Consider the following 22,995-nt stretch of genomic DNA (forward strand, 5'->3'; position numbering starts at 1 on the left):
GGCTTTGCCCCCTTCTGAACCTCCCCCACCAAGGACCTCAGTGGAGTGGGCACTGTCATGCATAATTACAGCGGTCTTGGGGCCACCATGACGGCACGGATGACAAACGCTCCGAGGCCGATGTGAATCGCATCGCTCGTCGGCGCTTTGGCGCGCCATTCCTCTGCGCAATTGCTGCCAGCCTCACGGTTGGCGCCTGTGCCTCATCTCCAGGTGCCTCGCTTCTTTCGACGCTCAGATCGCTATCTCGCGAATCGATACTCGAAGGCCAGACCGTCATCGAACGTCATCTCGCGGTCGAACTTCGCCAATCAACTAGAAACCCACAGTTCTATACCGCCGAAATAGATCGCCCGGATTTCGTGGGGCGGATAGAATATGAAGTTGGACGATCTAGGATTGATGGTAGTCGATCAGCTAGGTTAGAGATTTTTATTTCACAGCCGTGCGTCAAAATCCAAGAAGTAGATAATTTGTTCGGGAATCGTTTTATAAGAACTAACGATGGTATCCCGAAATCATTCGAAAGTAATTATAATGAAATTTGGTACGCTCTTGCTGAGCGTCCTGCGCGAATGATCTATTTTGGATTTTTAGGATATTCATGCTTGCAAGCGGTAATGATTATCGATGGTGATCCGGAGGCGGATAGAATGCTTGGTGTGTATAGGCAACGAATAAATTCTAGATGATTGTTGTTGAAATGAATAGAGGGGCGCGACTTATCTTTCATTCTAAAATTCAACAAGAAACGATGCGGCGCTTAACTTCCCTCGATCATGGTGCCCGCGCTCACCCCTTGAACACCACCCGCCGCGACAGCGCGAAGTTCGTGAACATCCCCGCGACCGACCCCGCCGCGACCCCCAGCACCGGATGCGCCACCACCACCGGCACCGTCGCCACCAGCACCGCATAGGTCCCGTAGTTCAGCGCGAACCCCACCAGATTAACCGCCACGAACAGCGCCCATTGCCGATGCACCGCCCCGCCGCCCCGCCCGCGAAAGGTCCAGGCTCGGTTCAGCGCCCAGGTCGCCGTCGCCGCCGCGACGTAGGAAATCGCCCGCCCCAGATACAGCCCCGCGCCCAGCCACAGCATCCCGTACAGCACGCCCGAATCGACCACGAAGCCGATCGTGCCGACCACGCCGAAGCGCACGAATTCCTGCGCCACCGCCGCGCGTTCCGCGCCGAGCAACCGAACCAGTACCGGGCCGACCAAGGGGATGTCAGACATGCGCGGCGGTGTAGGGCGGCGGCACGGTCTTGCCCAGCCGCGATGGCGGGTCCTATCTGCGACGACGCGGAGCGGGGGTTGGGCCGATGGTTGCGGTAATCGGACTGGGCAATATGGGCCTGGCGATGGTGCGGTGCCTTTCCGGCGCCGGCAGCCCACCCAAGGGCTGGGACCTCGACCCCGCGAAACGGGCAGCCGCGGCCGCGGCGGGCGCCACCACGCCCGAAACGCTGGCCGAGACGATTGCGCCGGTCACGATCCTGTCCCTGCCTCATGAGGCCGCCGTCGCCGCGGTGCTCGAGGTGCTGCTGCCCGCGCTGCCGCCGGGCGCGGTGATCGTCGATACCTCGACCCTGTCGCCCGGCGCGGTGCGCGGCTTTGCGCGGCAGGCGGCGCAGGCGGGCTGCGCCTATCTCGACGCGCCGGTCTCCGGCGGCCCTGCGGGCGCGGCCGCGGGCACGCTCGCCATGATGATCGGCGGCGATGCCGATGCGCTGGACCGCGCGCGGCCGGCCCTCGCGCTGCTGTCGGCGAAGATTCTGCATATCGGCGCATCGGGGGCCGGCCAGGTGGCGAAGCTGGTGAACAACCTGCTGGTCGCGACGCATCTGGTCGCCGCGGCGGAAGCGCTGCGCCTGGCGGGTGCCGCCGGCGTCAGGGCCGATGCGCTGCTGCCGGTGTTGAACGGCGCGACTGGGCGATCGGCGGCGACCGAGGTGAACTGGCCGCGCTGGATCGCCAGCGGTACCTTCGATTCCGGTTTTTCGGCGGGGCTGATGCGCAAGGATGTGCGCTTGGCCCTCGCCATGGCCGAGGAGGCGGGCGTGCCGCTCGACGTCACGGCACGCGCCGCGGCGGCCTGGGAGGCGCTGACCTCGGTGCCGGATTCCGCCGATTTCAACCGCGTGCCGGCGATGATCGCCGTGGGTGCGACGCCGTGATCGCCTTCGCCGCGCGCGAGGCGCTTCTGCAAGGCCAGGCCAACCTGCTCGGCGGCCGCGCCGGCAGCCTGGTCGATGGCGAGATCATCGAGGGCACCGGCCCGCGCATCGCGCTGACCGACCCGGCGACGGGTGCGGTGCTGCTCGACTACGCCGCCGCCGATGCCGCGACGGTCGCCGCCGCCTGCGCCGGGGCTGCCCGCGCGCAGCGGGACTGGTTCGCGCTGCCCGCCGCCGAGCGCGGCCGCCGCCTGTGGGCGATCGGCGCGCTGATCCGGCGCGACGCCGAGACCCTGGCCCGCATCGAATCCGCACAGTCCGGCAAGCCGTTGCGCGATGCGCGCGGCGAGGCCGCCCGCGTTGCCGAGATGGCCGAATACTGGGCCGGCTGGTGCGACAAGATCGAGGGGCGCACCGTGCCGGTGCCGCCCGGCCATACGGTGATCATCCGCCGCGAGCCCTATGGCGTGGTCCTGGCCGTCACGCCATGGAACGCGCCGCTGTTCACCGCCGGCTGGAACGTGTTTCCCGCGCTCGCCGCCGGCAATGCGGTGGTGCTGAAGCCGTCCGAATTCACGCCACTGACCTCGCTGGCGCTTGGCCTGCTGTGCATCGAGGCCGGGCTGCCGCGCGGCCTGGTGCAGGTGGTCTGCGGGCCGGGGCAGGGGACCGGGGCGGCGCTGCTGGCGGCGCCCGAGGTGGCGCGCGTCACCTTCGTCGGCAGCCCTGTCGGCGGCGCGGCGGTGGCTGCCGCCTGCGCCGCGCGCACCATCCCCTGCGTGCTGGAACTCGGCGGCAAATCCGCCAACATCGTGTTCAACGATGCCGATTTCGCCGCCGCCGTGCAGGGTGCGCAGCAGGCGATCTTCGCCGGATCCGGGCAGTCCTGCGTCGCCGGGTCGCGGCTGCTGGTGCAGCGTTCGGTGCATGACCGCTTCGTCGCGGCCCTGTCCGAGGCCGCCGCGCGCATCCGCATGGGCGATCCGCTGGATGCCGCGACCGAGATGGGGCCGGTCGCCAATGCGCGGCAATTCGCCCATATCCGCGACCTGATCGGCGCCGGTGCCTCCGCCGGCGGCCAGGTGATCGCCGCCGCGCCGCCGCCCGGCCTGCCTGAAACGGGCTTCTGGGTGGCGCCAACGCTGCTCGCCGGCCTGTCCAACGCCGACCGGCCGGCGCAGGAGGAGATCTTCGGCCCGGTCGTCGCCGCCATCCCCTTCGATGACGAAGCGGAGGCCATTGCCCTGGCCAATTCGACCCGCTTCGGTCTGGCCGGCGCGGTCTGGACACGCGATGTCGGGCGCGCCCATCGCGTCGCTGCAGCGGTGCGGGCAGGGACCTTCTGGGTCAATGGATACCGCACCATCCATGTCTCGGTGCCTTTCGGCGGCTTCGGCGCTTCAGGCTACGGGCGGTCATCGGGGGCGGAGGTGCTGGCGGAACTGACGCAGTCCAAGGCGGTATGGATCGACACGGCGGAGGCGCCGGCCCTCGGCTTCGGGCATCGCCCGGCTGGATACTGAACGACATGAACCGGGCGCATGAGGCCCCGCGGCCCGGTTCATTGCGCGATGCTGCGGTGCCGCTGGATCGCCGTCGCGCACCCCGCTAGGCTCCGCGCCAGCTTCACAGACCGGAGAACGTCCGAATGTTTCGACGCGACCTGCTGGCCGGCGCCGCGGCCGGTGCCGCCGCCACCGCCCTGCCGCGCTTCGCCATCGCCCAGCCCGCCGCGCAGCGAGTGATCAAATACGTCCCCCACGCCAACATCCCGAATATCGACCCCTTTACCAACACCGCCTTCATCGCCCGCGACCACGCCTTCCTGGTCTATGACCAACTGTATGGCATGAACGACAAGTTCGAGCCGGTGCCGCAGATGGTGCAGGGCCATGTGGTCGAGAATGGCGGCCTGCTGTGGCGCTTCACCCTGCGCGAAGGGCTGAAGTTCCACGACGGCACGCCGGTGCGCGGGCGGGACTGCATCGCCTCGATCAAGCGCTGGGGGCGTCGCGACGCCTTCGGCCAGGAACTGCTCGCCCGCGTGGCGGACATGACCGAGGACAGCGACCGCGTCTTCACCATCAAGCTGAACCGCACTTTCGCCAAGATGCTCGAGGCCTTCTCGAAGGTCACCACCTCCTGCCTGTTCATCATGCCGGAGCGGCTGGCGAATGTTGATCCGTTCACCAACATCGCCGAGGCCGTCGGTTCCGGCCCGTTCCGCTTCGTGCAGAATGAATGGGTGCCGGGCTCCTCGCTCGCCTATGTGCGCAACGCAGACTACGTGCCGGTGCCGAACGGCACGCCGTCGATGACCGCCGGGCCGAAGGTCGCGCATTTCGACCGCGTCGAGTGGAAGATCATCCCCGATGCTTCGACCGCCGCAGCCGCGCTGCAATCGGGCGAGATCGACTGGTGGGAACAGCCGACCGCCGACCTGTTCCCCCTGGTCGCGCGCAACCGCAACATCCAGGTGGATGTGATCAACGGTACCGGCCTGATCGGCATCTTCCGCCCGAACCACCTGACCGCGCCGTTCAACAATCCCGCGGTGCGCCGCGCGGTCATCACCGCGATCGACCAGATCGACTTCATGACCGCCGTGATCGGCGATTCGACGGTGCCCGGCTACCAGACGCTCAAGCGTGATGGCATCGGCTTCTTCGCGCCGGATTCGCCCTCGGCGTCCACCGTCGGGCTCGACCGCTACAAGAAATCGATTGATGCCGCCCGCGCCGAACTCCAGGCCGCCGGCGCGATGGGGTCCAAGCTGGTGCTGTTGAACGCGACCGATCTCGCCTCGATCAACGCTTCGGCGCTGGTCGGTGCGGATCTGTTCCGCCGCATGGGCTTCGATGTGGACCTGGTCAGCGCCGACTGGGGCACGGTGGTGTCGCGTCGCGCCAGCAAGAATCCGCTCGAGCAGGGAGGCTGGTCGGGCTTCTTCACCTTCTGGTCGGGCGTGGACCACTGGAACCCGGCGAGCCATGCCTCAATCCGTGGCCATGGCGACGCCGCCTGGCCGGGCTGGCCGACCATCCCGGCCATCGAAGCGCAGCGCAACGCCTGGTTCGACGCGCCGGACGAAGCCGCCGCCAAGGCCGCGACGACCGAGATGCAGCGCATCGCCTTCGATCAGGTGCCCTATGTGCCGACCGGCATGTACTACCAGCCGACGGCGTATCGGCGGAACCTGACGGGGATGCTGAAGGGCCAGCCGCCGTTGTTCTGGAACCTGCGGCGCGCGTAGACGCTGGCCCATGGGCGTGAAGTGATGGGAGAGGGGCGCTGCCCCTCTCCAAGCCTCTCCCCGCCAGGATGCCAGGGCACCCTGGACCGCCGGGACCTGGTGTCGGGCAAGGTTGAGGGGCCAATCGGAGAATCCCGGCTGCGGGCACCGAGCCGGTCGAATCCCGCGTTCCGTGCGCGGCGCATCCGCCGTCTCACCGCAAACCCTGACGCGCCCGACACCAAGCAGCGGTTTCCAAAGGGCCACTGCCCTTTGGTGGGGTGGCTTGGAGGGGCAAAGCCCCTCCAACCTTCCCCCCTTGCGCCGCCCCCCATGATGCGGCCAGAACAGCGCGCGCCAATCGGGAGGCCCGGATGCAGCGACGTCACCTACTGGCCGCAACAGCGGCTGCTGCGCTCAGTGGGCGCGCGGCGTTGGGGCAGGAGACGTCCGGTGCATCGCGCACGCTGAAATTCGTGCCGCAGGCCGACCTCGCCTCGCTCGATCCCATTGTCACCACCGCCTATGCCACGCGCAACCATGGCTTCCTGGTGTGGGACACGCTGTACGGCTTCAACCAGGATTACGCGCCTGAACCGCAGATGGCGGAGGGCCACAACGTCGACGCCGAGGGCAAGCGCGTTTCGATCCGCTTGCGTGAGGGCCTGAAGTTCCACGATGGCGAACCGGTGCATGCTGCCGATTGCGTTGCCTCCATCCGCCGCTGGGCGGCGCGCGACGCGATTGGCCAGGTGCTGCTGGCCCGCACCGAGGAGATCTCCGCCCCGGACGAGCGCACCATACTGTTGCGGCTGTCGAAGCCGTTCCCGCTGCTGTTCTACGCCCTGGCGAAGCCGGCCGCGCCGGTCTGCTTCATCATGCCCGAACGCCTGGCCGAGACCGACCCGACGCGGGCGATCACCGAGATCATCGGCTCCGGTCCCTTCCGCTATCTGCCCGATGAGCGCGTGCCTGGCCGCCTGGTGGCCTACGAACGCTTCGCCGACTACGTGCCGCGGCCCGAGGGCGTGCCGACCTGGACTGCCGGCCCCAAGCGCGCATTGTTCGATCGCGTGGAATGGCATGTGAAGCCGGACCCGGCCACCGCCTCGGAATCGCTGATCGCCGGCGATGTCGATTGGTGGGAAAATCCGACCGGCGAACTGCAGCCGGCACTGCGCCGCAACCGCAACATCGTCATGGAAATACCCGACCCGACCGGGCTGATGGGCATGGCCCGCTTCAACCACCTGCATCCGCCCTTCGACAAGCCGGCGATCCGGCGCGCGTTGCTCGGTGCGGTGGATCAGGCAGCCTTCATGACCGCGGTGATCGGTGCCGATCGCAGCCTTTGGCGCGACGATGTCGGCATCTTCCCGCCCGGCACGCCCTTCGCGAATGACGAAGGCCTCGGCGTGCTCGACGGCACGCGGGACTTCGACAAGGTGAAGCGCGAGATCGCCGAGGCCGGCTATGGCGGCGAGAAGGTGGTGCTGCTGGCCGCGACCGATTTCCCGACGCTCGCCGCGCTTGCCGAGGTGGGCGCCGAGACGATCCGCCGCGTGGGCATGGAGGTCGAGGTCGTCTCCGGCCCATGGGCCGAGCTGGTGCAGCGCCGTGCGCGCCGCGTCGCCCCGACCGAGGGCGGCTGGAGCATCTTCTTCACCGCCTGGACCGGGATCGAGACGATGACCCCCGGCGCCAACCAGGCCTTGCGCGGGACCGGGGAACGCGCCTGGTTCGGCTGGCCGACCATGCCGAAGATGGAGGAATTGCGCGCGCAGTGGTTCGACGCGCCGGACCTTGCCGCGCAGCAGGCCCTTGCACGCCAGGTCCAGGCCGAGGCGATGCGCGAGGCGCCCTACCTGCCGCTTGGGCAGTATTTCCAGGCCACTGCCTACCGGCGCGGCATTTCCGGCATGCTGAAAGGGCTGCCGCTGTTCTGGAACATCCACCGGGCCTGATGGATGGGTTGCCCATCGGCCTCGCGTGGTGGTCAGATGCGCCCCGATTGAACGGGCTGGGAGCCGAACATGAACCGTCGTGACCTGCTGAGGACCTCCGCCGCCGCGGGGGCCGCCGCTGCATTGCCGCGCTTCGCCACCGCGCAGCCTGCGCAGAACCGTGTCCTCAGGATGGTGCCGCAGGCGAACCTGACCAGCCTCGATCCGATCTGGACGACGGCGAACATCACCCGCAACCACGGGCACATGATCTATGACAGCCTCTATGGCCTGGACGCGAATTTCGCGCCGCAGCCGCAGATGGCCGAGGGCCATGTGCTCGACGACGGCGGCAAGATCGTCACCATCACGCTGCGCCCGGGGCTGAAATTCCACGACGGCGAACCGGTCCGCGCGCAGGACGTGGTGCCTTCGATCAACCGCTGGATGCGCCGCAATCCGTTCGGCCAGAAGCTCGCGACGGTGACCGACGCGATCGAGGTGGTCGATGACCGGCGCATCCGCTTCAAGCTGAAGAAGCCGTTCCCGTTGCTGTTCAAGGCGCTCGGCCAGGTGTCGAACAGCCCGGCCTTCATCATGCCGCAGCGCCTGGCCGAGACCGACGCGTTCCAGCAGGTGCGCGAGGCGATCGGCTCCGGCCCCTTCAAGTTCAAGGCGGATGAATTCAATTCCGGCAGCCTTGTCGTCTACGAGCGCTTCGCCGACTACAGCCCGACGCCGGTCGGCACGCCGTCGCTGACGGCCGGGCCGAAGGTCGCGCATTTCGACCGCGTCGAATGGAACATCATCGTCGATGCCTCGACCGCCGCGGCCGCGCTGCAGACCGGCGAGATCGACTGGTACGAGCAGCCGCCGCCGGAGATCCAGCAGCTGCTCGCGCGCAACCGCGGCATCGCGATCGAGGCGATCGACCCGCTGCCGCTGACCGGCATCCTGCGCTTCAACCACCTGCATGCGCCCTTCAACGACAAGAAGATGCGCCAGGCGATGCTTCCGGCGATCAGCCAGGAAGACTTCATGCAGTCGGTCGTCGGCACCGATGCGTCGATCTATCGCACCGGCGTCGGGCTGTTCACGCCGGGCACGCCGCTGGCGAACGATGCCGGGCTCGCGCCGCTGATGGGCCCGCGCAGCGTCGATCGCGCCAAGGCGATGATGCGCGAGGCCGGCTACACCAACCAGCCGATGCGTCTGATCGGGCCGACCGACATCCTCGCCCCATCGGCGATGACGCAGGTGGGGGCGGATCTCGTGCGCCGCCTTGGCTTCAACGCCGATATCGCATTGTCGGACTGGGGCACCACGGTGACGCGGCGCGCCTCGCGTGAGCCGGTGGAGCGCAACGGCTGGTCGATGCTGTTCACCTCCTTCTCCTCGGTCGATTTCGTCGATCCGGCGGCCCATTTCCCGATGCGCGGCAATGGCACCAATGCCTGGTTCGGCTGGCCGACCATCCCGCGGCTGGAAGAACTGCGCGACGCCTGGTTCGAGGCACCGGACCTGCCCACCGAGCAGCGCCTGGCGCGCGAGATGCAGACTGTGGCGATGGACGAACTGCCCTATGTGCCGGTCGGTGCCTATCTGTCGATGACGGCGATCAAGCGCAACCTGACGGGACGCGTGCCGGGTCTTGCGCTGTTCTGGAACATCCGGCGGAGCTGAGCGACATGGAACGCAGGACCTTTCTCGGCGCATCCGCCGGCATCGCCGCCGCCGGCGTTTCCGCCCCCGCCTTGGCGCAGGGGGCGGCGGCGCGCACGCTGCGCGTCATTCCGCAGGCGAACCTCACCAGCCTCGATCCGGTCTGGACCACGGCGGTCGTCACCCGCAACAACGCCTTCCTGATCTATGACCAGCTCTGCGCGCAGGACGCGAAGGGCGAGGTCAAGCCGCAGATGGTCGAGGGCTGGGAGACGTCCCAGGACGGCCTGACCTGGACCTTCACGCTGCGCAACAACCTCACCTTCCATGATGGGGAGAAGGTACTGGCGAAGGATTGCGTCGCCTCGATCGACCGCTGGCGCCGGCGCGATCCCTTCATGGGGGTGCTGTGGCCGAATGTCGCGGAGCTCGCCACGCTGGATGACCGCAAGTTCCGCTTCCGGTTGAACAAGCCGACGCCGCTGCTGATCATGGCGCTGGGGCAGACGCAGTTCCCCTGCTTCATCATGCCCGAGCGGATCGCGCAGACCGACGCCTTCCAGCAGATCCGCGAAACCATAGGCTCCGGCCCCTTCCGCTTCCTGCGTGACGAATGGAACCCCGGCCAGCGCGCGGTCTGGGCGAAGAACGAACGCTACGTGCCGCGGGAGGAGGCGGTGGACGGCCTCGCCGGCGGTCGCATCCCGCGCATCGACCGCGTGGAATGGACCATCATCAGCGATCCCGCGACCAGCGCCTCGGCGATGAGCACTGGCGAGCAGGATTACTGGGAATACCCGCTGCACGACCTGCTGCCACTGATGCGCCGGTCGCGCGACCTGGTGGTCGAGCAGCGGCTGATGGACGGCACCTACGGCATCTGCCGCTTCAACACGCTGCAGCCGCCGTTCAACAACCCGGCGATCCGCCGCGCCGTCGCCATGGCGGTCGACCAGCGCGACTACCTGCGCGCGGTCGCCGGCGACGACCCGGCCGGTTGGGGTGCGTGCGAGGGCGTCTTCACCTGCGACACGCCGCTCGCCAACGAGGTCGGCTCCGACCTGCTGAAGGTGCGCAACATCGATCGTGCGAAGCAGGCCTTGCGGGAGGCCGGCTACAATGGCGAGAAGGTCGTGCTGATCGCGCCGGGCGACTATCCGCAGATCAACGCGCTGTCGCTGATGACGGCGGACATCATCCGCCGGCTCGGGATGAACCTTGAGCTGATCTCGGCCGATTGGGGCACGCTGATCCAGCGCCGCACCAGCAAGGAACCTGTCGAGCGCGGCGGCTGGTCCATCATCCACACCACATCCTCCGGCCAGTCGCTCGCATTGCCGGTGATCAACCTGTTCCTGCGCGCCAATGGCGCCAATGCATGGTTCGGCTGGCCCGATGTGCCGGAGGTGGAGCGCCTGCGGGCCGAATGGGTGGAGAAGGGCGGCGACCCCGCCGAGGGGCGGCGCATCGGGGAGGCGCTGAACCGCGAGGCGATGCAGTCGATGTACTACATCCCGCTTGGATACTACTGGCAGCCTTCGGTCTGGCGGCGCAACGTCACCGGCGTTTTCCGAGCTCCGGCGACGGTGTTCTGGAACATCGGCAAGGGCTGACCGACGGGTTGGCACGGGCCATGCTCGGCAATCGCGGCAAGTGGGCCTGGTGACGGTCTGCCGTGGGCAAAGGGCCCGCGGCGACCCTGGTGGCGCGCTTATGAATGATGCAATGTGACCGTGAACCGGGCAGGTGAGGCTCCTGACCGGACGGCTTAAAGGGAGACGGTGAATGGACCGCAGGACGTTCCTCAAGGCCGGGGCCGGCGTGGCCGCCATCGGCGCGTCGGGAGGCGTTTCCGCCCCGGCGCTGTCGCAGGGGGCCAATGCGCGAACCCTGCGGTTCGTGCCGCAGGCGAACCTGGCGAATTTCGACCCGATCTGGGGCACCCAGTACGTGGTGCGCAACGCCGCGGTCCTGGTGTGGGACACGCTCTACGGCTTCGACGAGAACCTTGAGCCGCAGCGCCAGATGATCGAGGGCGAGGAGGTCTCGCAGGACGGCAAGACCTGGACCTTCAAGCTGCGCGACGGGCTGAAGTTCCATGACGGCGAGCCGGTGCGATCGCGCGACGTCGTTGCCTCGCTCACGCGCTGGATGCCGCGCGACCCGATGGGCCAGCTGCTGCGCACGCTGAACGAGGAACTGGTCGCGGTCGACGACCGCACCTTCCGCTGGCAGCTCAAGGCACCCTTCACCAAGATGAAGATGGCGCTGGGCAAGAACGCCACGCCGATGGCCTTCATCATGCCGGAGCGGATCGCCCGGACCGATCCCTTCACCCAGATCAACGAATATATCGGATCCGGTCCGTTCCGCTTCGTGCGTGAGGAATGGGTGCCGGGTGCCAAGGCGGTCTTCGCGAAGTTCGACGGCTACGCGCCGCGCAGCGAGCCCGCCAGCTGGCTGGCCGGCGGCAAGCGCGCGCTGGTCGATCGCGTGGAATGGGTGGTGATGCCCGACCCGGCCACGGCGTCCGCCGCGCTGCAGAACGGCGAGATCGACTGGTGGGAGAACCCAATCACCGACCTGGTGCCGGTGCTGCGCCGCAACCGCAACATCATGGTCGATATCGCGGACCCGCTGGGCAATATCGGGTCGTTCCGCATGAACCACCTGCATCCGCCCTTCAACAACGTGAAGGTGCGCCAAGCGGTGATGACGGCGCTGAGCCAGGAAGACTACATGCGTGCCCTGGTCGGCGACGACGCCGCGCTGTGGAAGACGCTGGGTGGGTTCTTCACGCCCAACACGCCGCTGTACACCGAGGAAGGCGGCGAGATGATGAAGGCCGCGAACCTCGAGCGCGGCAAGCAGTTGCTGCGTGAATCCGGCTACAACAATGAACCGGTGATCTGTGTCGTCGCGCAGGACCAGCCCATCACCAAGGCGTTCGGCGACGTCACGGCCGACCTGCTGAAGCGGCTCGGCATGAATGTCGATTTCGTCGCGACCGATTGGGGTACCGTCGGCCAGCGCCGGGCGATGAAGAACCCGCCGGGGCAGGGCGGCTGGTCGATGTTCCACACCTGGCATGCAGGCGCGGATGCCACCAACCCGATGATCTACAACGCCGTGCGCGCCAATGGCGACGGTGCCTGGTTCGGCTGGCCGAACATCCCGGGCATCGAGGCCGAAGTGCCGAACTGGCTCGCCGCGACGAACCTCGAACAGGAACGCGCGGCGATCGGTCGGCTCAACCGTGCGGCGGTCGAGAATGTGGTCTATTGCCCGACCGGCTTCTTCCTGGGCTACCAGGCGTGGCGGCGCAACGTCTCAGGCATCGTGAAGGGGCCGATTCCCTTCCCCTGGGGCGTCTCGAAGTCCTGATTCACTGACAGGTAACCGCGATCATGTTCGCCTATGTCGTCCGCCGAGTGCTTGCCACGATCCCCGTGATGGCGATCGTGGCGCTGTTCGTCTTCAGTCTGCTCTACATCGCCCCGGGTGACCCCGCGGCGGTGATCGCGGGCGACCAGGCGACCCCCGATGATGTCGAGCGCATCCGCCAGTCCCTCGGTCTCGACCGCCCCTATCTGGTGCGGTTCGGGGCCTGGGTCTGGGATATCGCGCGCGGCGATCTCGGGGTCTCCATCTTCACCAACCTGCCGGTCTCGCTGATGATCAAGCAGCGGATCGAACCGACGCTGTCGCTGATGATCGTCACGCTCATCCTCGCCGTGTCCATCGCGGTGCCGATGGGCGTGGTGGCGGCGTGGAAGGTCGGCACCTGGATCGACCGCGCGGTGATGGGCTTCGCTGTGCTCGGCTTCTCGGTACCGGTCTTCGTCGTGGGCTACCTGCTCGCCTACATCTTCGCGCTCGAACTCGATTGGCTGCCGGTGCAGGGGTATACCTCCTTCACGCAAGGCTTCGGGCCATGGATCCAGAACCTGATCCTGCCGGCCATCGCACTGGGGTCGGTCTATATCGCCCTGATCGCGCGCATCACCCGCGCGACCATGCTGGAAGTGCTGCAGCAGGACTACATCCGCACGGCGCGCGCCAAGGGTGCGGGGCAGCGTTCCATCCTGTTCCTGCATGCGCTGAAGAATGCGGCGGTGCCGATCGTCACCGTCATCGGCATCGGCATCGCGCTGCTGATCGGCGGCGCGGTGGTGACGGAAAGTGTCTTCGCCATTCCCGGCCTGGGGCGCCTGACCGTCGATGCGATCCTGCGGCGCGACTACCCGGTCATCCAGGGCGTCGTGCTGCTGTTCTCCTTCGTCTATGTGCTGGTCAATCTCGCGATCGACCTCCTCTACACCCTGTTTGACCCGAGGATCCGGTACTGATGGCCTCCGCTTCCGTCCTCAGCGCGGGCGATGTCACGGCGGCGAATGTCGCCGTTGCCGCACCGCTGCCCGACATCATGCCGCCCGTGAAGGCCCGCAGGGGCTTCTGGGGCTTCATGTACCGCAACCCGGCGATCGCCATCGGCGGCACCATCGTGCTGCTGATGGTGCTGATGGCGATCTTCGCCCCGCTGCTGACCTATGCCGACCCGACATCGCTCGCGCCGGCGCGGCGCACGCGCGAACCTTCGGCGCAATACTGGTTCGGCACGGACATGCTGGGCCGCGACGTCTATTCGCGCGTCGTCTACGGTGCGCGCGTCTCGCTGATCGTGGGTTTCGCGGTGGCGTTCTTCGCCTCCGTCGCGGGGCTGACCATCGGCCTGATCTCGGGTTTCGTGCGCTGGACCGACAGCATCATCATGCGCGTCATGGACGGGTTGATGTCGATCCCGTCCATCCTGCTCGCCATCGCGCTGATGGCGCTGACACGCGGGTCGGTCGGCAACGTCATCCTGGCGATCACGGTCGCGGAAATTCCGCGCGTGTCGCGCCTGGTGCGCGGCGTGGTGCTGTCGCTGCGCGAACAGCCCTACGTCGATGCGGCGGTGGCCGCGGGCACGCGCACGCCGGTCATCATCTGGCGCCACATCCTGCCCAACACAATCGCGCCGATGACTGTCCAGGCAACCTATGTCTGCGCATCCGCGATGATCGTGGAATCGATCCTGTCCTTCATCGGCGCCGGAACGCCGCCGATCATCCCGTCCTGGGGCAACATCATGGCCGAGGGCCGTGCCCTGTGGCAGGTGAAGCCCTACATCGTGTTCTTCCCCGCATTGTTCCTGTCGGTCACCGTGCTCGCCGTGAACCTGCTCGGCGACGGTCTGCGTGACGCACTCGACCCGCGTATGGCGAAGAGGATCTGACGCCATGGCGTTGCTCGAAGTCGAGAACCTGCAAACCCATTTCCGTGCGCAGGACGGCATCAATCGTGCCGTCGATGGCCTGAACTTCCACGTCAATGAACGCGAGACGGTGGCGATCGTCGGTGAATCCGGCTGCGGCAAGTCGGTCACCGCCATGTCGATCCTGCGGCTGATCCCGGAACCACCGGGCAAGATTGCAGGGTCCATCCGCTTCAACGGCCGCGACCTGCTGAAGCTGTCGGACCGCGAGATGCGTTCGATCCGCGGCAATGAGATCAGCATGATCTTCCAGGAGCCGATGACCTCGCTGAACCCGGTGCTGACCGTGGGCAAGCAGATCGGCGAGACGCTGCGCCTGCACCAGGGCATGTCGGCCAACCAGGCCGAGGCCCGCGCGGTCGAGATGCTGAAGCTGGTCGGCATTCCCGAACCCGAACGGCGCGTGCGCGAATACCCGCACCAGCTTTCGGGCGGCATGCGCCAGCGCGTGATGATTGCCATCGCGCTCGCCTGCAATCCGAAGCTGCTGATCGCGGACGAGCCGACCACCGCGCTCGACGTGACGATCCAGGCGCAGATCCTCGATCTGATGCGCGACCTGAAGAACACGGTGGGGGCGGCGATCGTCATCATCACCCATGACCTCGGCGTCGTCGCCGAGGTCGCCGAGCGGGTGATCGTGATGTATGCCGGCCGCAAGGTCGAGGAAGCGGCGGTCGAGAAGCTGTTCCGCAATCCGCGCCACCCCTACACGCAGGGGCTGCTGGGCTCGATGCCGAAGCTCGGTTCCTCGCTGACCGGCGATGAGACGCGGCTGCAGGAGATCCCCGGCCTGGTGCCCAGCCTCAAGCGCAAGCTCGATGGCTGCGTCTTCGCCTCGCGCTGCTCCTATGCGACCGACCTGTGCCGCACGGTCGTCCCAGGGCTCGAGGAAAAGGCCGAAGGCCACATCGCCGCCTGCCACTACGCCATCAAGGAGGCGGTTGCCGCATGAGCACCCCGATCCTCGAGGTCAATGACCTCAAGAAGCACTTCCCGATCCGTGGCGGCTTCTTCGGCGGCACCACCGGCTATGTCTATGCCGTGGACGGCGTGTCCTTCTCGATCGAGAAGGGTGAGACGCTCTCGCTGGTCGGTGAATCCGGCTGTGGCAAATCCACCGTCGGCAAGGCCATCCTGAAGCTGTTCGACATCACCGCCGGGCAGGTGGTGCTGGATGGCCAGCGGATCGACGACATGGCCTACGCCTCCCTGCGGCCGATGCGCCGGCGCATGCAGGTGGTCTTCCAGGACCCGTTCAGCAGCCTCAACCCGCGGATGCGGGTGCGCGACATCCTGGCCGAACCGATCCGCAATTTCGGCCTGGCCAAGGACAGTGCGGATCTCGACCGCCGCATCAACGAACTGATGGACCGCGTGCGCCTGCCGCGCGATGCGGTCGGCCGCTGGCCGCATGAATTCTCCGGCGGCCAGCGCCAGCGCATCTGTATCGCCCGCGCGCTAGCCGCCGAACCGGATGTGATCATCTGCGACGAGGCGGTCTCCGCGCTCGACGTGTCTGTGAAGGCGCAGATCGTGAACCTACTGCAGGATTTGCAGAGGGAACTCGGCCTGGCGATGCTGTTCATCAGCCACGACCTCGCCATCGTCGAGCACATGACGCACCGCGTCGCGGTGATGTATCTCGGCAAGATCGTCGAGATCGCACCGAAGAAGCAACTGTTCGCGGCTCCCAAGCACCCCTACACCGAGGCCCTGCTGTCGGCGGTTCCGGTGCCCGAACCAGGTGCGGCGCGTGAACGCATCATCCTCAAGGGTGACGTGCCCTCGCCGATCAACCCGCCCAAGGGCTGCCGCTTCCACACGCGCTGCCCATACGCCTTCGACCGCTGCCGCCAGGATGAACCCCTCCTGCGCCAGACGGAGGAAGGCCACTGGTCGGCGTGTCACCTGCATGACAGGCCGGATGCGGAGAACCCGCTGGCCGGTGCGCGCGGTGCCGCCGTCCTCGCCGTCCACCACTGACCCCGCCGCGCCGCCGGACACCGGCCCCGGCGGTGTCGGCCGGCTGGTCAGGCGCGCCTTCTGGGCCATCCAGGCCGTGGCGGGGCTCGGCCTGCTGATGGTCCTCGTTGGCCTTGTCATCGAGGAATCGTCGCCGGGGTCGCCGGCGTTGGCGATCCTGTCCGTCCCGATCGGCCTGCTGCCGGTGCTCGGTCCGGTATGGGCGATCGCCACGCCGGTCCTTGCCGTGCTGATGCTGCTGACGCGCAATCGGCGCCGTTCCAACGGCGACGCTTGACGCCGCCCCGGCCGGGGCGCGAGGCTTGCGCCCGCACCGCCGGGGCCTACATCCCCGGACACCAATCGCACGACTGAGGGAGACGCACGATGCCGCAGGTCACGCTGACCGTGAACGGCCAGACCCACACGGCGGAGGTGGAGGGCCGCACCCTCCTCGTGGAGCTCCTGCGGGAGACGCTGCGCCTCACCGGCACGCATGTCGGCTGCGACACCAGCCAATGCGGCGCCTGCGTCGTCCATATCGACGGGGAGAGCGTGAAGTCCTGCACCACCCTCGCCGTGATGGCGAACGGCGCGAACATCACCACCATTGAGGGCCTGGCCAAGGCCGATGGCACGCTGCACCCGATGCAGGAAGCCTTCCGCGAATACCACGCGCTGCAGTGCGGCTTCTGCACCCCGGGCATGGTGATGTCGGCGATCGACCTGGTGCAGAAGAACCCCGACGGGCTGACCGAACAGCAGATCCGCGAAGGGCTGGAAGGCAATCTCTGCCGCTGCACCGGCTACCACAACATCGTCAAGGCGATCGCCGCAGCCGCCGATGTGATGCACGGCAAGCGCAGCGAGATCGCGCGCGCGGCCCAGTAGGGGCCGCGCGTCGCGGGCGCTGACCGGCGCGCCCCAAGAACTGCCCGGCAATGACCGGCTCGACAGAACGCCCATAGGGAGAGGCGACATCCATGAACGCGGAAGTCCCGTTCGAAGGCATCGGTGCCAGCGTCCGCAGGAAGGAGGATTTCCGCTTCCTCCGCGGCCGCGGCGCCTATACGGCCGATTTCAACCGGCAGGGCCAGTTGCACGCCTGGATCCTGCGCAGCCCGCACGCCCATGCGCGCATCAAGTCCGTGGACACGGCCGCGGCGGCGAAGATGCCCGGCGTGGTCGCGGTCTTCACCGGCGCGGATATGGCGAAGGACGCGCTTGGCGGCCTGCCCTGCGGTTGGCAGATCCACAACAAGGACGGCTCGCCGATGGCCGAGCCGCCGCACCCGGTCATCGCGCATGACAAGGTGCGCCATGTCGGCGACCAGGTCGCCGTGGCCATCGCCGCCACGCGCGAACAGGCGCGCGACGCCGCCGAGGCGATCGTGGTTGACTACGACGTCCTGCCCGCCGTCGCGACGATGGACGCCGCGCTGAAGCCCGGCGCACCGGTGATCCATGACGGGGTCGCCGGCAACCTCTGCTACGACTGGCACATCGGCGACAAGTCGGTGCTGGATGCGGCCTTCGCCCAGGCGCACAAGATCGTCTCGCTGGATCTGGTGAACAACCGCCTGATCCCGAACGCGATGGAACCGCGCGCGGCACTTGGCGAATTCGACCAGACCTCGGGCGACTACACGCTGCACACCACCAGCCAGAACCCGCATGTGATCCGGCTGCTGATGGGTGCGAACGTCCTGCACATCCCGGAATCGAAGCTGCGCGTGGTGGCGCCGGATGTCGGCGGCGGCTTCGGCTCCAAGATCTACCATTATGCCGAGGAAGCCATCGTCACCTGGTCGGCCGGCAAGCTCGGCCGCCCGGTGAAGTGGACTGCCGACCGTACCGAATCCTTCATGTCGGATGCGCATGGGCGCGACCATGTGTCGAACGCGCAGCTGGCGCTGGACGCGAACGGCAAGATCCTCGGGCTGAAGGTGCACACCTACGCCAATATGGGCGCCTACCTGTCCACCTTCGCGCCCTGCGTGCCGACCTACCTCTACGCAACGCTGCTGGCCGGCACCTACACGACGCCGGTGATCTACTGCGAGGTGAAGGCGGTCTTCACCAACACTGTGCCGGTCGATGCGTATCGTGGTGCGGGCCGGCCGGAGGCGACCTTCCTGCTGGAACGGCTGATGGACGTGGCCGCGCTGGAAACCGGCATCGATCGCGTCGAGCTGCGCCGGCGCAACTTCATCCAGCCCGACCAGTTCCCGTACCAGACGCCAGTCGCGCTGCAGTACGATTCCGGCAACTACATCGCCACGCTGGACCAGGCGCTGGCCACCGCCGACTGGGCCGGTTTCGAAACCCGCCGCGCGGAAGCCGCCAGGCGCGGCAAGCTGCGCGGCATCGGCTGCTCCACCTACCTGGAGGCGTGCGGCATTGCGCCATCGGCCGTGGTGGGCAGCCTCGGCGCCCGTGCCGGCCTCTATGAGGTCGGCACCATCCGCGTGCACCCGACCGGCTCCGTCACCGTGCTGACCGGCGCGCACAGCCACGGGCAAGGGCATGAGACGACCTTTGCCCAGCTGGTCGCGGACAAGCTCGGCGTGCCGACCGCGCAGGTCGACATCGTCCATGGCGACACCGCCAAGGTGCCCTTCGGCATGGGCACCTATGGCTCGCGGTCGCTGGCGGTCGGCGGCTCGGCGATGATGAAGGCGATGGACAAGATCATCGCCAAGGGCAAGCGCATCGCCGCCCACCTGATGGAAGCCTCCGTCGACGACATCGAGTTCGAACGCGGTACCTTCCGCGTCGCCGGCACCGACAAGACCAAGGCGCTGGTGGACATCTCGGTGGCCGCCTATGTGCCCCACAACTACCCGATCGACGAGATCGAGCCGGGCCTGGAGGAGACCGCCTTCTACGACCCGAAGAACTTCACCTATCCCGGCGGCTGCCACATCGCCGAGGTCGAGATCGACCCGGAGACGGGCAAGGTCAGCATGGTGAACTTCACGGCCGTGGACGATGTGGGCCGCGTCATCAACCCGATGATCGTCGAGGGCCAGGTCCAGGGCGGCATCGCCCAGGGCATCGGCCAGGCGCTGCTGGAAACCTGCGTCTATGACGCCGATGGCCAGCTGCTGTCGGGCTCGATGATGGACTACACCATGCCGCGTGCGGACGACCTCGCACCGGTATCGGTGGCGACGCACACCACGCTGTGCACGCACAATCCGCTCGGCGTGAAGGGCTGCGGGGAGGTGGGCGCGATCGGCTCGCCCCCCGCCGTCATCAACGCCGTGGTGGATGCGCTGCGCGACTTCAACGTGAGGACCCTGGACATGCCGGCGACGCCGGCCAAGATCTGGGGCATCATCAATGGCGGCCGCCGGATGGCGGCGGAGTAGAGGGACAGCACCATGTACGATTTTGCTTACCACAAGCCCGCTACGGTCGCCGACGCCGTCAAGCTGCTGGCCGACCCTGATGCGAAGGCGGTCTCGGGCGGGCACACCCTGCTGCCGGCGCTAAAGCACCGGCTGAACAAGCCCTCCGCGCTGGTGGACCTGTCCGGCATCGCGGAGATGAAGGGCATCAAGCGCGTCGGCAATGCGATCGTCATCGGCGCGCTGACCCGCCATGTCGAAGTCGCGAACAGCGCCGAGGTGAAGGCCGCCATCCCGGCACTCGCCTACATGGCGTCACATATCGGCGACGTGCAGGTGCGCAACCGCGGCACCATGGGCGGGTCGGTGTCCAACAACGACCCGGCGGCCGATTATCCGGGTGCCGTGCTCGGCCTCGGTGCCACCATCCACACCTCCAAGCGCAAGATCGCCGCGGACGACTTCTTCCTCGGCATGTTCACCACGGCGCTGGAGGCGGACGAGATCCTGACCGCGATCGAATTCCCGATCCCGGATAAGGCCGGCTACGCCAAGATGAAGAACCCGGCCAGCCGCTACGTCATGGCCGGCGTCTTCGTCTGCAAGACCGGCGGTGCGGTGCGTGTCGCCGTCAACGGCGCCGCCCCCTGCGTGTTCCGCCAGGCGGATATGGAAATGGCGCTGTCGGCCAATTGGTCGGCCGAGGCGCTGGCCGGCATCAAGCAGGATGCCGAGGGCCTGAACGGCGACATCCATGGCAGCGCCGAATACCGCGCGCATCTGGTCGGCGTGATGGCCAAGCGGGCGATCGCCGCCGCCGGCTGAAGCCCCAGCACGCCAACCGCACATTGGGCCGGGCGGCAACGCTCGGCCCTTTTGCGTTCCGCCACGCCGCACGGCATGCTGCCCCCACAACCGGGAGCCGTCCGCCGTGGAGATCGACAACCCCGACGTCATCGCCGAGGCCCGTGCGGTCTTCGACCGCTACGAAACGGCCATCGCGACGAACGACGCCGAAATCCTCGACGCCTCCTTCTGGCCTGACCCGCGCACGGTACGCTTCGGCGTCACCGAGATCCTCTACGGCATCGATGCCATCCGTGCCTTCCGCGCGACGGTGAAGACCTATGCGCCGCGCATCCAGAAGCACATCCACATCACCGCCTTCGGCCGCGACTTCGCCTGCACGCATCTGGAATATGAACGCGTCGGCACCGGGCTGATCGGCCGCGAGACCAAGATCATGGTGCGCCTGCCCGAACACGGCTGGCGCGTCGTCTCCGCGCATGTCTCGCTTCTGGCGGGCCATGATCCCGGCCGCACGCAGAAGGGGTGACCACCATGGGCCAGACCATCGAGTGCTTCTACACGCTGTCCAGCCCCTGGATGTATCTGGGCGGCCCGCAACTGACCGACATCGTCCGCCGCCACGGCGCGACGCTGCTGCTCAAGCCCTATGATTTCCGCCTGGTCATCAAGCACACCGGCGGCATCCCGCTGCGCACCCGCCCGGAACCGCGGCAGGACTACCACGCGCTCGAACTAGATCGCTGGTCGCGCCACCTGAACATCCCGATCAATCTGAAGCCGAAGCACTACCCGCCATCGGACCAGCGCCAGGCGGGGCGGATGGTGATGGCCGCGCAGGGCCGGGGCCTCGATGCCATGGCGCTGTCGCAGGCGCTGCTGCGGGCCCTGTGGGTCGAGGACCGCGACATCGCCGACCCGCGCGTACGCGTCGCCGTCGCCGAGGAGGAAGGCCTGCCCGGCGAAGCCTTGCACCGGGAGGAGGAAAGCTCCTCCATCGAGGCCGAGTGGGATCGCAACAACCAGGACGCGGTCAAGCGCGGCGTCTTCGGTGCGCCGACCTTCTTCTGCGGCGACCTCTGGCTGTGGGGGCAGGACCGGCTGTTCTTCCTCGACAAGCACCTGGCCGGCGAACAGGTCCAGTCTGGCCCCTCCGCGAAGATCGGTAAGACACGCGCAGCATGACACGACACGTCGCGATCATCGGCGCCGGCATCGTCGGCGCCTGTTCGGCCGTCGAGGCACTCCGCAGCGGCCATCGGGTGACCATCATCGACCCGGCCAAACCGGGCGGGGAGCAGGCGGCCTCCTACGGCAATGGCTGCTGGCTGTCGCCCATGTCGGTGATCCCGCCGGCCTTCCCCGGCCTGTGGAAGAAGGTGCCGAAGTTCCTGATGGACCCGCTGGGGCCCCTGGCCATCCGCTGGTCCTATCTGCCGCGCGTCGCCCCCTGGCTAGTTCGCTACCTGCGCGCCGGCTGGACCTGGGACCGCGTGGAGGAAGCCGCACGAGCCCTGCGCCCCCTGGTGGTCGATGCCCCCGCGCTGCACCAGCGCCTGGCCGACGAAGCCGGCGTCGGCCATCTGATCGAACGCCGCGGCCTGATCTACGTCTATCCGACCCGCGCCGCCTTCGATGCCGAGTCGATGGCCTGGGAGATCCGCCATCGCGTCGGCGTGCGCTGGATGGAACTCGATGCGAATGAACTGCACCAGCGCGAACCCGACCTCGACCGCCGCTATACGTTCGGCGTGATGGTCGAGGAAGGCGGTCATTGCACGGATCCCGGCGCCTATACTGCGGCGCTGGTCGCCCATGCGGTGGGGCAGGGGGCGGAATTCCGCCCCGCCGCGGCCACCGGATTCGATATTGCCGGCGGCCGGCTCAAGGCGGTGCGCACCGACCGGGGCGACATCCCGGCCGACGCCGCGGTGATCGCCGCCGGGGCGCATGCCAGGCCGCTCGCGGCGGCCGCCGGCGATACCGTCCCGCTTGAGACCGAGCGAGGCTATCACGCCGAACTCCGCGACCCCGAGGTGTCGCCGCGCCACGGCCTGATGCCCTCGGATGGCAAGATGTCCGTCATGCGCACCGCGAATGGCCTGCGCTGCGCCGGCCAGGTGGAGATCGCCGGCCTTGATGCGGCACCGAACTGGAAGCGCGCCGAGATCCTGCGCGACCACCTGCTGGGCTGCTTCCCGGGTCTGCCGCGCAATCTGCCGGCCGAACGGGTGAAGGTCTGGATGGGTCACCGGCCGTCCATGCCCGATGGCAAGCCGTGCCTGGGTCCGTCGCGGGCCACCTCGGACATCATCCACGCCTTCGGGCATGGCCACACCGGCCTGGTGGCGGCTGCGCGCACCGGGCGGATCGTGGCGGAACTGCTGGCCGGACGGTCGCCGGAAATATCGATCGCACCCTTCGATGCGCGGCGATTCGCCTGATCCCGGCCCCGCGCAATTTCGCTCGCTTTCGCTTGGCTGGGGTGCCATCCTGACATGTAGCGCCCCTGCATCCCGCGGGGCCGCCTGATTTT

The 22,995-nt window shown here is 67.6% G+C and carries 20 protein-coding genes; 19 read left to right on the top strand and 1 reads right to left on the bottom strand.

The window, feature by feature from the left end; genetic code table 11:
- The first annotated feature begins 122 nt into the window (after nucleotides 1-122).
- Entirely contained in the window at nucleotides 123-692 is a 570-nt protein-coding gene (locus AAFN86_RS03220; RefSeq protein WP_347541771.1) for a hypothetical protein, read from the top strand.
- Nucleotides 693-792: 100 nt separating this feature from the next.
- Here the strand turns inward: AAFN86_RS03220 and AAFN86_RS03225 are convergent, their stop codons facing one another.
- A complete protein-coding gene (locus tag AAFN86_RS03225) occupies nucleotides 793-1,239 on the bottom strand; it encodes a GtrA family protein (protein WP_347541772.1) in 447 nt (148 codons plus the stop codon).
- Nucleotides 1,240-1,325: 86 nt separating this feature from the next.
- On the opposite strand from AAFN86_RS03225, the gene AAFN86_RS03230 reads away from it, so the two are divergent.
- From AAFN86_RS03230 to AAFN86_RS03315, 18 genes are all read left to right on the top strand, one after another.
- The gene (locus AAFN86_RS03230; RefSeq protein WP_347541773.1) at nucleotides 1,326-2,180 is read left to right on the top strand and encodes an NAD(P)-dependent oxidoreductase; all 855 of its coding nucleotides are present in this window, start codon (nucleotides 1,326-1,328) and stop codon (nucleotides 2,178-2,180) included.
- Nucleotides 2,177-3,703, top strand: a complete 1,527-nt coding sequence (locus AAFN86_RS03235; RefSeq protein ID WP_347541774.1) for an aldehyde dehydrogenase family protein — start codon at nucleotides 2,177-2,179, stop codon at nucleotides 3,701-3,703. Before AAFN86_RS03230 ends, AAFN86_RS03235 begins: the two co-directional genes overlap by 4 nt.
- A 125-nt stretch (nucleotides 3,704-3,828) precedes the next feature.
- On the top strand, nucleotides 3,829-5,433 hold the full coding sequence (locus AAFN86_RS03240; protein ID WP_347541775.1) for an ABC transporter substrate-binding protein: 1,605 nt from the start codon (nucleotides 3,829-3,831) through the stop codon (nucleotides 5,431-5,433).
- A gap of 353 nt (nucleotides 5,434-5,786) precedes the next feature.
- On the top strand, nucleotides 5,787-7,376 hold the full coding sequence (locus tag AAFN86_RS03245) for an ABC transporter substrate-binding protein (RefSeq protein ID WP_347541776.1): 1,590 nt from the start codon (nucleotides 5,787-5,789) through the stop codon (nucleotides 7,374-7,376).
- A 69-nt stretch (nucleotides 7,377-7,445) separates the two neighbouring features.
- Nucleotides 7,446-9,038 (top strand): ABC transporter substrate-binding protein, encoded by a 1,593-nt coding sequence (locus AAFN86_RS03250; RefSeq protein ID WP_347541777.1) that lies wholly within the window; start codon nucleotides 7,446-7,448, stop codon nucleotides 9,036-9,038.
- A gap of 5 nt (nucleotides 9,039-9,043) precedes the next feature.
- The gene (locus AAFN86_RS03255; protein WP_347541779.1) at nucleotides 9,044-10,630 is read left to right on the top strand and encodes an ABC transporter substrate-binding protein; all 1,587 of its coding nucleotides are present in this window, start codon (nucleotides 9,044-9,046) and stop codon (nucleotides 10,628-10,630) included.
- A 172-nt stretch (nucleotides 10,631-10,802) separates the two neighbouring features.
- Nucleotides 10,803-12,401: an ABC transporter substrate-binding protein gene (locus AAFN86_RS03260; protein ID WP_347541781.1), complete on the top strand. Its 1,599-nt coding sequence runs from the start codon at nucleotides 10,803-10,805 to the stop codon at nucleotides 12,399-12,401.
- 23 nt (nucleotides 12,402-12,424) lie between these two features.
- On the top strand, nucleotides 12,425-13,366 hold the full coding sequence (locus AAFN86_RS03265; protein WP_347541782.1) for an ABC transporter permease: 942 nt from the start codon (nucleotides 12,425-12,427) through the stop codon (nucleotides 13,364-13,366).
- Nucleotides 13,366-14,295 (top strand): ABC transporter permease, encoded by a 930-nt coding sequence (locus AAFN86_RS03270; protein ID WP_347541783.1) that lies wholly within the window; start codon nucleotides 13,366-13,368, stop codon nucleotides 14,293-14,295. The genes AAFN86_RS03265 and AAFN86_RS03270 overlap by 1 nt, the downstream gene beginning before the upstream one ends.
- Nucleotides 14,296-14,299: 4 nt before the next feature.
- Nucleotides 14,300-15,289: an ABC transporter ATP-binding protein gene (locus AAFN86_RS03275; RefSeq protein WP_347541784.1), complete on the top strand. Its 990-nt coding sequence runs from the start codon at nucleotides 14,300-14,302 to the stop codon at nucleotides 15,287-15,289.
- Nucleotides 15,286-16,320, top strand: coding sequence for an oligopeptide/dipeptide ABC transporter ATP-binding protein (locus AAFN86_RS03280; protein ID WP_347541785.1), 1,035 nt, complete (start codon nucleotides 15,286-15,288; stop codon nucleotides 16,318-16,320). Before AAFN86_RS03275 ends, AAFN86_RS03280 begins: the two co-directional genes overlap by 4 nt.
- Nucleotides 16,262-16,597 (top strand): hypothetical protein, encoded by a 336-nt coding sequence (locus AAFN86_RS03285; RefSeq protein ID WP_347541786.1) that lies wholly within the window; start codon nucleotides 16,262-16,264, stop codon nucleotides 16,595-16,597. The genes AAFN86_RS03280 and AAFN86_RS03285 overlap by 59 nt, the downstream gene beginning before the upstream one ends.
- Before the next feature lie 89 nt (nucleotides 16,598-16,686).
- Nucleotides 16,687-17,190, top strand: coding sequence for a (2Fe-2S)-binding protein (locus tag AAFN86_RS03290; protein ID WP_347541787.1), 504 nt, complete (start codon nucleotides 16,687-16,689; stop codon nucleotides 17,188-17,190).
- 92 nt (nucleotides 17,191-17,282) lie between these two features.
- On the top strand, nucleotides 17,283-19,673 hold the full coding sequence (locus tag AAFN86_RS03295) for a xanthine dehydrogenase family protein molybdopterin-binding subunit (protein ID WP_347541788.1): 2,391 nt from the start codon (nucleotides 17,283-17,285) through the stop codon (nucleotides 19,671-19,673).
- Nucleotides 19,674-19,685: 12 nt separating this feature from the next.
- Nucleotides 19,686-20,477, top strand: a complete 792-nt coding sequence (locus AAFN86_RS03300) for a xanthine dehydrogenase family protein subunit M (RefSeq protein WP_347541789.1) — start codon at nucleotides 19,686-19,688, stop codon at nucleotides 20,475-20,477.
- Nucleotides 20,478-20,583: 106 nt separating this feature from the next.
- Nucleotides 20,584-20,988: an AtzH-like domain-containing protein gene (locus tag AAFN86_RS03305; RefSeq protein ID WP_347541790.1), complete on the top strand. Its 405-nt coding sequence runs from the start codon at nucleotides 20,584-20,586 to the stop codon at nucleotides 20,986-20,988.
- A 5-nt stretch (nucleotides 20,989-20,993) separates the two neighbouring features.
- Entirely contained in the window at nucleotides 20,994-21,644 is a 651-nt protein-coding gene (locus AAFN86_RS03310) for a 2-hydroxychromene-2-carboxylate isomerase (protein ID WP_347541791.1), read from the top strand.
- A complete protein-coding gene (locus tag AAFN86_RS03315; RefSeq protein ID WP_347541792.1) occupies nucleotides 21,641-22,903 on the top strand; it encodes an FAD-binding oxidoreductase in 1,263 nt (420 codons plus the stop codon). The genes AAFN86_RS03310 and AAFN86_RS03315 overlap by 4 nt, the downstream gene beginning before the upstream one ends.
- Nucleotides 22,904-22,995 lie beyond the last annotated feature (92 nt).

Origin of the sequence: Roseomonas sp. CAU 1739 (genome assembly GCF_039839775.1) — a bacterium.
In the GTDB taxonomy this organism is placed as follows: Bacteria; Pseudomonadota; Alphaproteobacteria; order Acetobacterales; family Acetobacteraceae; genus Neoroseomonas.